The organism is Rouxiella badensis, assembly GCF_026967515.2.
Classification (GTDB): domain Bacteria; phylum Pseudomonadota; class Gammaproteobacteria; order Enterobacterales; family Enterobacteriaceae; genus Rouxiella; species Rouxiella badensis.
Map to the genome: position 1 here is coordinate 139,571 of NZ_CP114062.1, position 13,078 is coordinate 152,648.

Here is a 13,078-nt window from a genome sequence, read left to right on the forward strand (position 1 = left end):
ATGACCGCTATTGTTCCCCATCTTGATCATGTTGTTATCAACGTTGCCGAGGGTCTGAATTCATCAGAGCTGCTGTTTCGCAGGTTGGGATTCAGTCTAACGTCTCGTGGACATCACTCTTTAGGGTCGAGCAATCATCTGGCCATCTTTAATGACAATTACCTGGAGCTGCTGGGCTTTGAGGATCGCAGCACTTTGCTGCGTAAAGAGCTTTGGCAGGCGCCGTTAGGGTTGAACGGACTCGTGTGGAAAACGCAGAATGCCGACGCAGTTTACCAGCATCTTACACAGCGGCAGGTTGATGATGCAGAGCCAAAGGCCTTCTACCGACCGGTAAAACTTAATGATGGGACTGAACCCAACGCACGATTTCAGACGGTATCGATTGATGCGTCGCGTATTGCGCACGGCAGAAGTTTCTTCTGTCAGCACGTAACGCCCGAATTGGTTTGGCGCGGTGAGTGGCAGTCCCATCCGAATGCGGTGTCAGACATTACCGAGTTTGTGATTGCAGCGGCCGACATCCGACAGGCGGCGCAGGTCTATGTCGACGTGTTTGGCGACGAACAACTGCACGAGGTTGATGACCAGGAGTTGAGTCTCTCGGCGGGGCGAGCGCGAGTTCGTTTTGTGACACCGCAAAAAGCTGAGGCGGAATGGGGGATTGCACCCTTTGAACAGGCTTTTGAATCAAAGATGATTGCGCTGACCTTTGCGACGCATTCGCTCGATGCTGCCCGGCAGAGTTTGCAGCGCGGTGACATCCATTTCACTGAGCGAAACAATCAGCTTGTGGTGCAGGTCGGGCAAGGATTGGGGCTGACGTTAATATTCAGTGAACAATGACAAGAAAGGGTAAAATCTGCAACTAACGCCGTTATTGTGGGTCGAAACAGAACAATACGGCGTTAAGAGATACCTTCAGATGACTTCATTGATACGTAGTTTTTACAGGGCCTTTGCGGTTGCACTGGTGCTTATGCTTCTCAATGGCTGCACGGCGCAGAGTGACTCCGGGCAAACTCAGGTTCAGGGAACGAGTACGATAAGTGCAGGGGCTGCATTTTAGAGTGAGAATTTGATGCAACGTGTGGCTAGCCTGAGAATCTCAACGCTCGCCCTAAAAATTTGAAATCAAAAAAGCCATTACCACTTAAGCCCCCATTGATTATTCACACATTAAGTAGGACATTAATTGCCTTAATTTTGTTCGAATATTCATGGAGGTATTAGATGCACGCTGAACTGCTTTCCCTCTTTTCAATTTCGGTTGCGTTAGCCGTTGGGGCGATGAGCCCCGGACCGAGCTTTATCTTTGTTGCGAAAACCTCAATTGCGTCCTCTCGTCGAGACGGTCTGGCGACCGCGCTTGGTATGGGGGTTGGCTGTGCAATTTTGGTCTTGATCGCCTTTTCGGGGTTGCACCAGCTGTTGGTCACCGTGCCGTGGCTTTTCGTCACTTTGAAAATCCTCGGGGGTCTTTATCTCTTCTCTATGGCGGTCAAGATTTTCCGCGGTGCGAACCAGCCGTTGATTTTTGGGCCAGAAGGGCAGGCTGAGAAAATAGGTTTCGGCAAGAGTTTCAGCGTAGGGCTGGTTACGCAGCTATGTAACCCTAAAACTGTACTGGTGCTGGCAGGTATTTTCGCTGCGCTGATGCCGCGCGATATTCCAGGTTATTTCTATTGGGTTTTGCCCGCACTGGGTCTATTTATCGATACGCTTTGGTACACCTTTGTCGCCTTTGTGTTGTCTTCTGCCCGCCCGCAGCGCGTCTATTTACGCTATAAAAAATCGATTAGCCGAATTAGCGGTGGCGTGATGGCATTATTAGGAATTAAATTAATTTTCACTAAATAGTTTTTAGTTAATAAAGCCGCGTTGAGTTAGTTTTTTAAAACCTAACTCAGTGCGGGTGCTATTTTCTTTTTTGTGTGCTGGTTTAGCTCCGACTTTCATTGGCCTACGCCTTGGCCAAAACCTGTATCTGTTGCGGGAAATAGTCAGAAATTGTCTCATAAAGCGAGTGTGCTGCCTCGGGCAGCCGGTTTTCAGCGCGGTGCAGTGTCACGCCAATATCGCCAACCCGGGGTAACAGGGGGGAGCGAATAACCTTGAGGGTAGAAGGCATCCCCATCTCCGTGCGCAGGGTGACGCCCAATCCGGCCGAGGCGGCGGCCCAGATACCGCTCAGGCTTCTGCTGGTGAAGGCGATACGCCATGGGATTCCTGCTCTGTCGAGCGCGGCAGTTGCGGCGGTGCGCATGATGCAGAAGGGTTCAAAAACCAGCAGCGGTAAGGGGAGGTCTTGGGTCAGATAGGGCGTTAAATCAAATCCTTCGGCGGCTATCCAGCTTAGCGGTAATTTACCCAGCGATTGACTAAACGGCGTGGTGTCATTTCCCTGCCAACTCAGCGCCAGATCAAGCTCGTTCTGGCGAATAGCAGAAAGCAGGGGCTCATTGCGGGTGACGCTGGCTGAAATCTGCACGTTGGGATGCGAGCGGGAGAACTGGCCCAGAATTGCAGGCAATAGGGCCTCGCCGAAATCCTCCTGTAGGCCTAAACGCACCTCCCCGCCAACCTCACTGGCCATCAGCAGCGCATAGGCTTCATCGTTCAGACTAAGCAACCTGCGCGCGTAACCCAGCATAAGTTCGCCTTTTTCGGTGAGTACCAGATGACGCCCCGCTTTCTGAACCAGCGCCGTTCCTGCCTGATGCTCGAGCTTTTTAAGCTGCGCGCTGATGGCCGACGTCGAGCGGCCCAACCGTTCGGCCGCAAGCACAAAACTTCCCAGCTCAATGCCGGTCACAAAGGTGCGTAAAGCCTCGGAATCAAAAGTCAGGGGTCTTTTAGCCACGATCAATCATCCTGTTTTTAGGGACTATAGCTGCTGTTATATCTGATTTTATAAATCATCATAGCCCGTTATCTTCTCCATTACACCCACGCCGAGGAAGATAAAATGAGCAAGTTCCCGATAACCCGCGAAACACTGGCCCAGGTCGCACCCAAGTTAGCGGCACTGAGCGAAGAGGTATTGTTTGGTGATATTTGGCAGCGCAGCGAGCTGTCGCCGCGCGACAGAAGTTTGATCACGGTGAGTGCATTAGTGGCGCTGTCCCGCACTGAACAGCTGCCTTATCACCTGCAACTCGCCGAGAAAAATGGCCTATCTGGCAGCGAAATCACCGAGTTAATCACCCATCTAGCCTTTTACTCTGGATGGCCAACTGCAGCCTCGGCACTGACCGTTTTTGCTCAATTAACGTTGGAATAATCGGAGGCCATCATGCCCATTACTCGTATTGCCATTCCAGAACGCCGCTTCAACGCGTGGCAAAGCAAAATCTCCGAAGCGTTACAGCAGTCGCTCGAAAGCTGTTTCTCAGTGCCGGCAAATGACTGTTTTCAACTGTTTGACCGCTATGGTGAAACCGATCGCGTGTTTGACAAACATTATCTCAGCGGCGGCGAGTCTGGGCGCAGCGAGGACCTGCTGGTGTTTCAAATTACGGCGGGAAGACCGCGTAACATTGAACAGAAACAGGCGCTCTACGCCGCGTTGGTTGAACGTCTCCACAAATCGATAGGCATCAACCCTCAGGACGTGATGATAGTTGTCACTTATACCGAGCCAGAGGATTGGTCATTTGGTGGCGGAAAGGTGTTCCACGTGGCGGATATTCCAAAATAGTGAGGTTTTATCATGCTGGCGATGCAATATAGCTTCACCTTTCCCGCCGATTACGACATGGCGATTATTGAACGCCGAATTGCTGAAAACGGTCATCGGCTTGGCGGATTTCCAGGACTGCTGTTCAAGGCTTATCTTTACGCCCGCCGATCGGCACCACAAACCGCAGGTCGTGAGAATCTCTATGCGCCTTTTTATCTGTGGCAAGACGCAGAAAGCATGCACCGTTTTCTGCTCAGCGACGGATTCAAAGCGTTGACGGAGGCCTTTGGCTGGCCAACGGTGCGGGTAACTCCAGTATTAGCGACAGCGCTCTCGGCGGAAATTGGCGAGGCACGATTTGTCTCACGTGTAATCAAAACCATCGAACCCTACAGCATCCTGCCTGAATGGCAGATTTCACCGCCTTTAGAAGGTGCACTGGCGAGGGTGGTGGCCTGGGACACCCAACATTGGCAGCTTATTCGTTTCGCGCTGTGGAAAAATGCGCCTGAAAACATTCAGCAAGATGAACATTATTATCAGGTTGGGCACATTTCTCTGCCGTGAGTTTTCTTTTGCATTAATTGTTTATTCAAGCCCGCGCCGGATTATGCGGGCTTTTTAATGGGTGAGGAGTGGACTATTTATGACTATTTCTTTGCCACCTACTTTCCATAATATTGCCAAGTGATAGGATGTGGCTCACTTTTCTTAGTTGGGATTTTTCAATGGCCAGGCTCGTCGCTTTCATTGCGGTATTACTGACTTTAACTTCATATACAGCGTTTGCAGACACAAACTATAAATGCGTTTTGACCCACAGCATTCAGCGCCCGGACGGCGATGACTCAGCCGAAGTGCTGAATAAAAATGCACACGTGACGGATGCGGGGAATACTTTCACCGTTTCGCCCGATGGCATAAAAACCATTACCAGCCCCGAACTCACCGATATTATCGGCCAGAACAATCAGCCGATGAAGGCGGGAACGGCAAACAATCTGATGTATATTCACGTGCAGAACAGTTTCGTTATTGCTAATGAAACGGAAGGTTATATCTACGCCGACTGTGTAAAAATAGACAAGTAACATCCCGCGCGCCTCAACCCCATAATCCATGGATTGAGGCTGTTATCCCCCCGTAGTCTCTGGCATCGTCCCTTCTAACATTGTCTTTTGCTTAACCATTCATAAATAGAAACATTACTCTTGCTTGATTAGCACAGTTCTTATGGTCCGACTGACCGATAAGCGCTATTCTTTCGCACTTTCTGCAACTCCGCATTTTTCGTATTAGTACTGACGTCTGACAAGAAAGGTAATCCCCCGGTAATGGCCCTATTGAACGAAGAAATCCGCGACCATACGGCTGAGTCCCGGCTCTTTATCCGTCGTGCCGTTATTGCATTTGTCGTCGTTGTCATGCTGTTCGGCGTGCTGACCTTCAATCTCTACCACCTTCAGGTGGGGATGCACTCTTTCTACCAAACCCGCTCAAACCAGAACGATATCAAGATGCTGCCGATCGCCCCTAGCCGTGGGTTGATTCTGGACCGCAATGGCGTGGTGCTGGCGCAAAATATTACCCTCTACGAAATCCAGGTGATCCCCGGTAAAGTGCCGGATCTGAAGGCAACGCTGCAGGCGTTGACGCCGATCGTTGACCTGACCTCGGACGACATGGATAACTTCAAAGATGCGATGTATCACGGTAGAAAATTTGCAGAAATTCCGCTGAAACTGGCGCTGACCGATGAGGAAGTGGCGCGTTTCTCGGTAAACCAGTTTAGATTCCCGGGGGTATCGATAACCAGCTATCAGCAGCGTAGATACCCTTATGGTGCCGAGCTGGCGCACGTCGTTGGCTATGTGTCGAAAATAAACGACCGCGATGACAAAGAACTTTCCGCGGCCGGAGAGGCAGAAAACTACGCCGCCGACCACGATATCGGCAAGCAAGGCATCGAAAAATACTACGAAAAAGAGCTGCATGGCCGCACCGGTTATCAGGAAGTTGAGGTGGATAACCACGGTCACGTCGTGCGTTTGTTGACCGAAACGCCGCCGCAGGCCGGTCAAAACATTAAGCTGACGCTGGATCTCGGCCTACAGCAATATATCGAGCAATTGCTGAAAGGCCAGCGTGCTGCCGTGGTGGTGGTTGACCCGCGCGACGGTTCAGTGCGTGCCATGGTCTCCAGCCCAAGCTATGACCCTAACCCGTTCGTTAACGGGATCTCGGGCAAGGCCTACAGCGCACTGTTGAAGAACCCGGATCTGCCGCTGATTAACCGCGTCACGCAGGGCCTGTATCCGCCGGCTTCGACCGTAAAACCTTATATGTCTATCTCTGCGCTGTTTGCCGGGGTTATCACGCCGCAGACCACGTTCTTTGGTGCGCCGACCTGGACGCTGCCGGGGACCGAGCGCCACTACCGCGACTGGATGAAAACGGGCCACGGCTACCTCAACGTGACCAAGGCGATTGAAGAATCGGCGGACACCTTCTTCTACCAGGTGGCCTACGAGATGGGGATTGACCGTATCCATGAATGGCTGAGCAAGTTTGGCTACGGTAAATCTTCGGGAATTGACCTCGATGAGCAGTATTACGGCAACCTGCCGAGCCGTGAATGGAAGATGAAGGTTCACAAGAAAGAGTGGTACCAGGGTGATACCGTCTCGGTCGGAATCGGGCAGGGCTATTGGATTGCAACACCCATCCAAATGGTGAAAGCGCTGACTATCCTTATTAATAATGGTAAAATCATGACTCCGCACCTGCTAGATTCTATGCAGTTGGGTAAAGTGATTACCCCTTATAAGGCACCGCCAACGTCGCAGATTGCGGACCCGAAATCGCCTTACTGGACCATCGTTAAGAATGCAATGTTTGGTATGGCCAATGCGCCAAACGGTACCGGCTACAAGCTGTTCCACACTGCGCCTTATAAAATAGCTGCGAAATCAGGCACATCACAGGTATTTAGCCTGCGTGAGAACCAGAACTACAACGCCAAGATGACGCCGATACGCCTGCGTGACCACATCTTCTATACCGCCTTTGCGCCGTTCGATCACCCGACGGTGGCGGTGGCACTGATTCTTGAAAACGGCGGCGGCGACGGTGTGGTAGCAGGTCCGACAATGCGCGCTATTCTCGATCACATTTTTGTGAAAGATGATGCTACCGATTGCCAGGATGATAAGAACAAGAGCAGTCCGGCCTGCCAGTTGACCGAACTTAAACCTGGAACCGCCGGCTACGACGAGCACTAATACTGTCTGCATTCGGCGACAGCGAGACTACGGAGTGTCGCCGAATGGCGACACGTAATTCATTGATAAATAAAGAATCCGTTTTAATAGCCAATAATTGTCTCTTTTTAGAGACTAACTGGCGGATTTCTAAACGAAAGTTTAGGTTCAAAAAAAACAGCCATTAACAAATTTTAAATTTAATTCCATTTAATAACATGGTGTTATAATTTCTCTTTAAAAGTTGGCATGTTTCCTGCTATATTACTCGCGGTTGCTCATTCACCCCGTTATAAATGCCTCTGCAGGACTTTCTGCAATCTGCGCTCATAACATTAGAATGACGCCATAGAAAAGGTGCCTATCGTTCACCAGACCGATATCGTTGCTCCGGCAATCTTATCAAGCATCGAACGACACGTTGAGTGAGGCACCACCTCTTCTGCCCTGTAGGCGATTCTTCCCGAATGCCGACAGGGCAAACTCTCGCAGTGCTCCCTCCTTTAATTTCGACCCAGCCTCGGTTAGCATCAGCAAACAGACTGAGAGCGAGATGATTTCCTTGAAAAAGTGGCGTTTATTCCCCGGATCGTTACGACAGCTGGTGCTGATGGCCTTCCTGCTGGTGCTTTTGCCGTTGCTTATTCTGGCCTATCAGGCCTATGAGAGCCTGAATCATCTAAGCCGCCAGGCAGCCGAAATCAACCGCACCACCATTGTCGATGCGCGGCGCAGTGAATCGATGACCAGCATTGCGCTCGAGATGGAACGTAGTTATCGGCAATACTGCGTGCTGGATGACGATACGCTGTCGACGCTCTATCAAAGCCAGCGCCGTCAATACTCGCAAATGCTGGACGCGCACGCCTCTATTCTTCCCGACGTTCGCTATTATCAGAATTTACGCGACCTGCTGACCCAGCTCTCCTCCTTCAAGTGCCAAAACAACAGCCCTGAACCCAACGCCTCGCGCCAGCTTGAGGAGTTTTCACGTTCCAACGCCGAGATGGTGCAGGCGACCCGTGAGGTTATCTATTCACGCGGTCAGCAGTTGCAGCACGCCATTGCCGAACGGGGCAAGTTCTTCGGTTGGCAGGCGCTGGTCCTGTTTCTGCTCAGCGGCATGCTGGTGGTGCTGTTTACGCGTATGATTATCGGGCCGGTGAAGGGCGTTGAACGGATGATCAACCGCCTCGGTGAGGGCCGTGCGCCGGGCAGCGTGGCGAGATTTCGCGGACCGCAGGAGATTCGTGCGCTGGCGACGCGTATTCACTGGCTGAGCGAACGTCTGGCCTGGTTTGAATCGCAGCGCCACGAATTTTTACGCCACATTTCCCACGAGCTAAAAACGCCGCTGGCCAGCATGCGCGAAGGCACCGAACTGCTGCGTGACGAGGTTGCCGGCCCGCTCACCGACGACCAGCGCGAAGTGGTCGCTATCCTCAATACCAGCAGTCGCCGCCTACAAACGCTCATCGAACAACTCCTCGACTACAATCGCCGACTCGCCGATGCGCCTACCGACAAAGAACAGATTAATCTTCCTGAAATCTTCACCAGCGTGGCGGCGGCACATAGTCTGACGGCGCGAAGCAAGTTGATCCATACTGAGATAAAAACGGAGGCTGCTACCTGTTGGGCCGAGTCTGTTCTATTGGTGCGGGTGCTGGATAATCTCTACTCCAATGCGGTGCACTATGGGGCCGAATCCGGTAACATTTGGCTTCATAGCTGGCAGGACGGGCCACGAACAATGATTGATGTCGCCAATACCGGCACACCTATTCCCATCGATGAGCGCGCGATGATCTTTGAGCCCTTCTTCCAGGGGAGCCAACTGCGCAAAGGTGCCGTCAAGGGCAGCGGGTTGGGGCTGAGTATCGCCAAAGACTGCATCAGGCGTATGGAAGGTGAACTGAAACTGGTTGATGTCGACTATGCCGACGTCTGCTTTCGCATTGAGCTGCCGTCAGTCGCCGAAAAAAATAGCTGAGTATAATTAACCCATGCAGACAAGATTTTTATCCTTTTTTAGCCGTCTTGGCCTGATCTTCACATCCGCCCTGTTGACGCCGATGCTGCTTAGCGGCTGTGCGCGTCACCAGAGTGATGGATTATATCAACCCATTGAAGACGTTATCCCCGACAGTAAAGTGGTTGATTTCCGCATCGCGCCCTGTGAAACGCTGTGGGCGCTGGACGACAGCGCAACCCTCACCAACTCGCTGTATTGGCTGAGGGCGATGGACTGCTCCGAACGCATGAGCACGGCGCAGGCAAATTATCAGGCCGCGCAGATCCCCTCATCAGGATGGGCTAATATCTTTAAACAGAGCATTTTAGCGGCGGGCAACGATCCCGATGTTGCGCAGCGCAGAACGTTGCTCAATAACGTCAATGATTACCGCGCCGAGATGCCGAGCGCCGTACGTCCTCTGCTGCAGCTTTGGCGTGAGCGCCAATCTTTGCAAATCGCCTTTGAAGACGAAAAAGCCCGTAACGCCCGTCAGCAAACCTCTAACGAAGCGAAAATAGAGGAAATGAGCAATCAGCAAAAGCTGCTGGAGGCGAGTCTGGGCGATACCCGACGTAAGCTGGAGAACTTGACCGACATCGAGCGACAGCTCTCGTCGCGCAAGCAGTTGCAGGGAGAATTGCCCGACAGTGACGGCGCGCCTTCATCGACGTCGACCAGCGGCAGCCGCAGCGTGACAGGAGGGAACGTGCAAGCTAAAGACACTTACGTGCCGCCTAAAACGAATCAATTTAAATAATTAACGCGACGAGAGACTCATGACCGCAAGGAGAAACGCCAGCCTGCTGCTGGTCGACGACGATCCCAGCTTATTGAAACTGCTGGGAATGCGCCTTTCAAGCGAAGGCTTTCAGGTCACGACGGCGTCGAGCGGTGAGGAAGCGCTGAAGCTGCTGCGTCGCGAACGTATCGATCTGGTGTTGAGCGATTTGCGCATGGACGAGATGGACGGTATGGCGCTGTTCGCCGAGATTCAGAAACATCAGCCGGGAATGCCGGTGATCATTCTTACTGCCCACGGCTCTATCCCTGACGCAGTGGCGGCCACCCAGCAAGGGGTCTTTGGATTCCTGACCAAGCCGGTTGACAGAGATGCGCTTTACAAGGCTATCGATGAGGCGCTGGCGCAATCGGCACCGGCGAGTGACGAGAGCTGGCGTGAGCAAATTGTCACGCGAAGTCCTGTGATGCTGAGGCTCCTGGAGCAGGCCAAGATGGTGGCCCAGTCAGACGTCAGCCTGTTGATTAATGGACAGAGCGGCACCGGTAAAGAGGTGCTGGCGCAGGCGATTCATCGCACCAGCCCGCGTGGCAAAAAGGCTTTTATTGCCATCAACTGTGGTGCGCTGCCCGAACAACTGCTGGAGTCTGAGCTGTTTGGCCATGCCAAAGGCGCGTTTACCGGCGCGGTGAGCAGCCGTGAAGGATTGTTTCAGGCGGCGGACGGCGGCACGCTTTTTCTTGATGAAATCGGTGATATGCCGCTGCCTTTACAGGTCAAGCTGCTGCGAGTCCTGCAGGAACGTAAGGTGCGTCCGCTCGGCAGCAATCACGATATCGACGTTAACGTGCGTATTATTTCGGCCACCCACCGCGATCTGCCCAAGGCGATGGAGAAGGGCGAGTTTCGTGAGGACCTGTTCTATCGCCTCAACGTGGTCAACCTCAAGCTGCCTGCGTTGAATGAACGTGCGGAAGATATTCCCCTGTTGGCGAATCATCTGCTGCGAGAGGCTGCGCGTCGTCATAAGCCTTTCGTTCGCAGCTTTTCAACAGACGCGATGAAGCGCCTGATGGCGGCGAGCTGGCCGGGCAACGTGCGCCAGTTGGTTAACGTTATCGAGCAGTGTGTGGCGCTGACTTCCGCACCGGTGATTAGCGAGGCGTTGGTCGAACAGGCACTGGAAGGCGAAAATACGGCGCTACCGACTTTCGTCGAGGCGCGTAACACCTTTGAACTGCATTATTTACGTAAGCTGTTACAGATTACACGCGGCAATGTGACGCAGGCTGCGAGAATAGCGGGGCGCAACCGCACCGAGTTCTATAAGCTGCTCTCAAGACATGAACTTGAAGCCAATGACTTTAAAGAGTCATAGCCGATTTAAAGAGTCAAAGAGAATTAGGACGCCGCCGTTATCCCAAGGGTGACGGGAATATGATACTTTATGCGCCTGCTGGTGCCTTGAGCACCTAAAAGCTAAGAATTAAATCTTGCCGCTGCCTCTAAAGCATGGGCAAATGAACGATAAAAGGGCCTGCCATGAAAAAGATTGACGCAATTATTAAACCATTCAAGCTGGATGATGTGCGTGAAGCACTGGCTGAAGTGGGTATCACCGGGATGACCGTGACTGAAGTGAAAGGCTTTGGTCGTCAGAAAGGCCACACTGAGCTATACCGTGGTGCTGAGTACATGGTCGATTTCCTGCCTAAAGTTAAAATCGAGATCGTTGTGGCTGACGATATCGTGGACACCTGCGTGGAAACCATCATGACCACCGCGCAGACCGGCAAAATTGGTGACGGTAAGATTTTCGTATTCGACATCGCGAACGTGGTTCGTATCCGTACCGGCGAACAGGACGAAGAGGCTATCTAAGCGCTCTTTGCGGGCTGGTCGTCACCGACCGGCCCCCGTTTTCTGCTCGCAGACCCTTTCATCGCCTCCGGCTGTTCAGCCCTGAACTCGCCTATAAAACCTTATGTGGGCCAAAGCATTCGTAGTGAATGTTGGCAGCGTCAATGCCTGTTTCAATCAGTTGGCGTGCGGCAAACTGCATGAAACCGACAGGACCACAAAGATAGAACTGCATTCCGGCAGGCACCAGACGGTCTTTTATCGCCGAAAGGTCGAGCAAGCCTTTATGCTGATAGTCCTCGCCCGGCCTGTCTTGTTCGTCAGGATGCTGATACCAGACCTGCGTTTCCAGCAGCGGCAACCCCTTCTCTAAACCCTTCACTTCGTCGGCAAAGGCGTGCACCTGGCCGTTTTCTGCGGCGTGGATCCATTGAATTGGTGCCCGATGATGCTGTGCCGCCAGCTGGTTGAGCATGCTCAGCATCGGGGTTTGGCCAACGCCAGCTGAGATAAGCGCGACGGGGGTCTGCGGAGTCACGTCGAGACAGAAATCGCCGTGCGGCGGCGCGAGACAGACCCTATCGCCCACCTGCGCCTGCTGATGCAGGTAGTTGGAGACCAGACCATGGGACTCCCGTTTCACCGCAATACGATAGGTTTTGCCGTTCGGGGACTGGGTCAGCGAATACTGGCGAATTTCCTGATTCTCAAACTTTTCACTCTGCACGTAAACCGACAGGTACTGACCGGCCTTGAATCCGGCGACCGGCAAATTATCGACCGGCTCCAGCTCAAAACTGGTTATCAGTGAACTCTGTGGTTTTTTCTCTTTGATGCGAAACGCACGGGTGCCTGTCCAACCACCGGTTTGATCGGCGCTGTTCTGATAGAGGGCGGATTCGCGCTGAATAAACACTTCTGCCAGGACGCCGTAGGCTTTTCCCCAGGCATCCAGCACCTCCTGACCCGGGCTCAGCAACTCGTCCAGCGTTGCTAATAGATGAGTGCCCACCGCCTGATATTGTTCAGGCTGAATGTTCAGGCTGGTGTGTTTCTGTGCGATGCGCTCGACGGCGGGAAGCAGCGCGGCAAGATTCTCAATATTGGTCGCATAGGCGCAGATGGCGTCAAACAGCGCCTGGCGTTGGTCACCGTTACGCTGGTTACTCATGTTAAACGTGTCTTTTAGTTCGGGATGATGCGTGAAAAGTCGGTCATAAAAATGTGCGGTGAGTTTCGGGCCGGTAGCGGTAAGAAGGGGAAGGGTAGATTTGACGATAGCGATAGTTTGACTGTCAAGCATGAAGAGCTCCTGAGGGCACGGTCCAATGGCGTTAAGCCACTTTTCGGTTGAATGTTTCACGGTTAAAAATCGTTAAACTTAAAGATGCATTTTAAATGCATGTTATTACCGGGGCCGTAGTTTGTAAATACCCTTAGAAATTAAAAGGAGAAGCAGCACGCTGCGTGCTGGCTCACAAAGCTGAAATATTTGCATGCAAGAATGAAGAAAAGTCCCT

The 13,078-nt window shown here is 52.5% G+C and carries 13 protein-coding genes; 11 read left to right on the forward strand and 2 right to left on the reverse strand.

All coding sequences use genetic code 11. The features are described from left to right. Together O1V65_RS00880 and O1V65_RS00885 are read left to right on the forward strand one after the other, a co-directional pair. Complete coding sequence (locus O1V65_RS00880) at window positions 1-846, forward strand: VOC family protein (RefSeq protein ID WP_017490217.1); 846 nt, start codon at window positions 1-3, stop codon at window positions 844-846. A 387-nt stretch (window positions 847-1,233) separates the two neighbouring features. Beyond that, entirely contained in the window at window positions 1,234-1,860 is a 627-nt protein-coding gene (locus O1V65_RS00885; protein WP_017490216.1) for a LysE family translocator, read from the forward strand. Window positions 1,861-1,963: 103 nt separating this feature from the next. Here O1V65_RS00885 and O1V65_RS00890 read toward each other — a convergent pair whose 3' ends face one another. Beyond that, a complete protein-coding gene (locus O1V65_RS00890) occupies window positions 1,964-2,863 on the reverse strand; it encodes a LysR substrate-binding domain-containing protein (RefSeq protein WP_017490215.1) in 900 nt (299 codons plus the stop codon). 105 nt (window positions 2,864-2,968) lie between these two features. Between O1V65_RS00890 and O1V65_RS00895 the strand changes: the two genes are divergently transcribed. From O1V65_RS00895 to glnB, 9 genes are all read left to right on the forward strand, one after another. Then, window positions 2,969-3,283, forward strand: a complete 315-nt coding sequence (locus O1V65_RS00895) for a carboxymuconolactone decarboxylase family protein (RefSeq protein WP_017490214.1) — start codon at window positions 2,969-2,971, stop codon at window positions 3,281-3,283. 12 nt (window positions 3,284-3,295) lie between these two features. Next, window positions 3,296-3,700, forward strand: coding sequence for a tautomerase family protein (locus tag O1V65_RS00900; protein ID WP_017490213.1), 405 nt, complete (start codon window positions 3,296-3,298; stop codon window positions 3,698-3,700). Between the two features lie 12 nt (window positions 3,701-3,712). Then, window positions 3,713-4,249, forward strand: coding sequence for a DUF4865 family protein (locus tag O1V65_RS00905; protein WP_227955808.1), 537 nt, complete (start codon window positions 3,713-3,715; stop codon window positions 4,247-4,249). 245 nt (window positions 4,250-4,494) lie between these two features. Continuing rightward, window positions 4,495-4,773, forward strand: coding sequence for a hypothetical protein (locus tag O1V65_RS00910; protein ID WP_227953683.1), 279 nt, complete (start codon window positions 4,495-4,497; stop codon window positions 4,771-4,773). Window positions 4,774-5,016: 243 nt separating this feature from the next. Beyond that, the gene (gene mrdA, locus O1V65_RS00915; protein WP_017490210.1) at window positions 5,017-6,963 is read left to right on the forward strand and encodes a penicillin-binding protein 2; all 1,947 of its coding nucleotides are present in this window, start codon (window positions 5,017-5,019) and stop codon (window positions 6,961-6,963) included. 532 nt (window positions 6,964-7,495) lie between these two features. Then, on the forward strand, window positions 7,496-8,935 hold the full coding sequence (locus O1V65_RS00920; protein WP_017490208.1) for a sensor histidine kinase: 1,440 nt from the start codon (window positions 7,496-7,498) through the stop codon (window positions 8,933-8,935). Window positions 8,936-8,948: 13 nt separating this feature from the next. After that, a complete protein-coding gene (qseG, locus tag O1V65_RS00925; protein WP_269130089.1) occupies window positions 8,949-9,716 on the forward strand; it encodes a two-component system QseEF-associated lipoprotein QseG in 768 nt (255 codons plus the stop codon). Window positions 9,717-9,735: 19 nt separating this feature from the next. Then, on the forward strand, window positions 9,736-11,076 hold the full coding sequence (gene glrR / locus O1V65_RS00930; RefSeq protein WP_017490206.1) for a two-component system response regulator GlrR: 1,341 nt from the start codon (window positions 9,736-9,738) through the stop codon (window positions 11,074-11,076). Between the two features lie 164 nt (window positions 11,077-11,240). Next, entirely contained in the window at window positions 11,241-11,579 is a 339-nt protein-coding gene (gene glnB / locus O1V65_RS00935; RefSeq protein ID WP_017490205.1) for a nitrogen regulatory protein P-II, read from the forward strand. A 91-nt stretch (window positions 11,580-11,670) separates the two neighbouring features. On the opposite strand, the gene hmpA is transcribed toward glnB, so the two are convergent. Next, window positions 11,671-12,861: an NO-inducible flavohemoprotein gene (gene hmpA, locus O1V65_RS00940; RefSeq protein WP_192504013.1), complete on the reverse strand. Its 1,191-nt coding sequence runs from the start codon at window positions 12,859-12,861 to the stop codon at window positions 11,671-11,673. Window positions 12,862-13,078 lie beyond the last annotated feature (217 nt).

Bases quoted from the DNA above. Each gene is read 5' to 3' on its own strand.
- O1V65_RS00880 (WP_017490217.1), top strand. From the start codon at position 1: ATGACCGCTATTGTTCCCCATCTTGATCATGTTGTTATCAACGTTGCC.
- O1V65_RS00885 (WP_017490216.1), top strand. From the start codon at position 1,234: ATGCACGCTGAACTGCTTTCCCTCTTTTCAATTTCGGTTGCGTTAGCC.
- O1V65_RS00895 (WP_017490214.1), top strand. From the start codon at position 2,969: ATGAGCAAGTTCCCGATAACCCGCGAAACACTGGCCCAGGTCGCACCC.
- O1V65_RS00900 (WP_017490213.1), top strand. From the start codon at position 3,296: ATGCCCATTACTCGTATTGCCATTCCAGAACGCCGCTTCAACGCGTGG.
- O1V65_RS00905 (WP_227955808.1), top strand. From the start codon at position 3,713: ATGCTGGCGATGCAATATAGCTTCACCTTTCCCGCCGATTACGACATG.
- mrdA (WP_017490210.1), top strand. From the start codon at position 5,017: ATGGCCCTATTGAACGAAGAAATCCGCGACCATACGGCTGAGTCCCGG.
- O1V65_RS00920 (WP_017490208.1), top strand. From the start codon at position 7,496: ATGATTTCCTTGAAAAAGTGGCGTTTATTCCCCGGATCGTTACGACAG.
- qseG (WP_269130089.1), top strand. From the start codon at position 8,949: ATGCAGACAAGATTTTTATCCTTTTTTAGCCGTCTTGGCCTGATCTTC.
- glrR (WP_017490206.1), top strand. From the start codon at position 9,736: ATGACCGCAAGGAGAAACGCCAGCCTGCTGCTGGTCGACGACGATCCC.
- glnB (WP_017490205.1), top strand. From the start codon at position 11,241: ATGAAAAAGATTGACGCAATTATTAAACCATTCAAGCTGGATGATGTG.
- hmpA (WP_192504013.1), bottom strand. From the start codon at position 12,861: ATGCTTGACAGTCAAACTATCGCTATCGTCAAATCTACCCTTCCCCTT.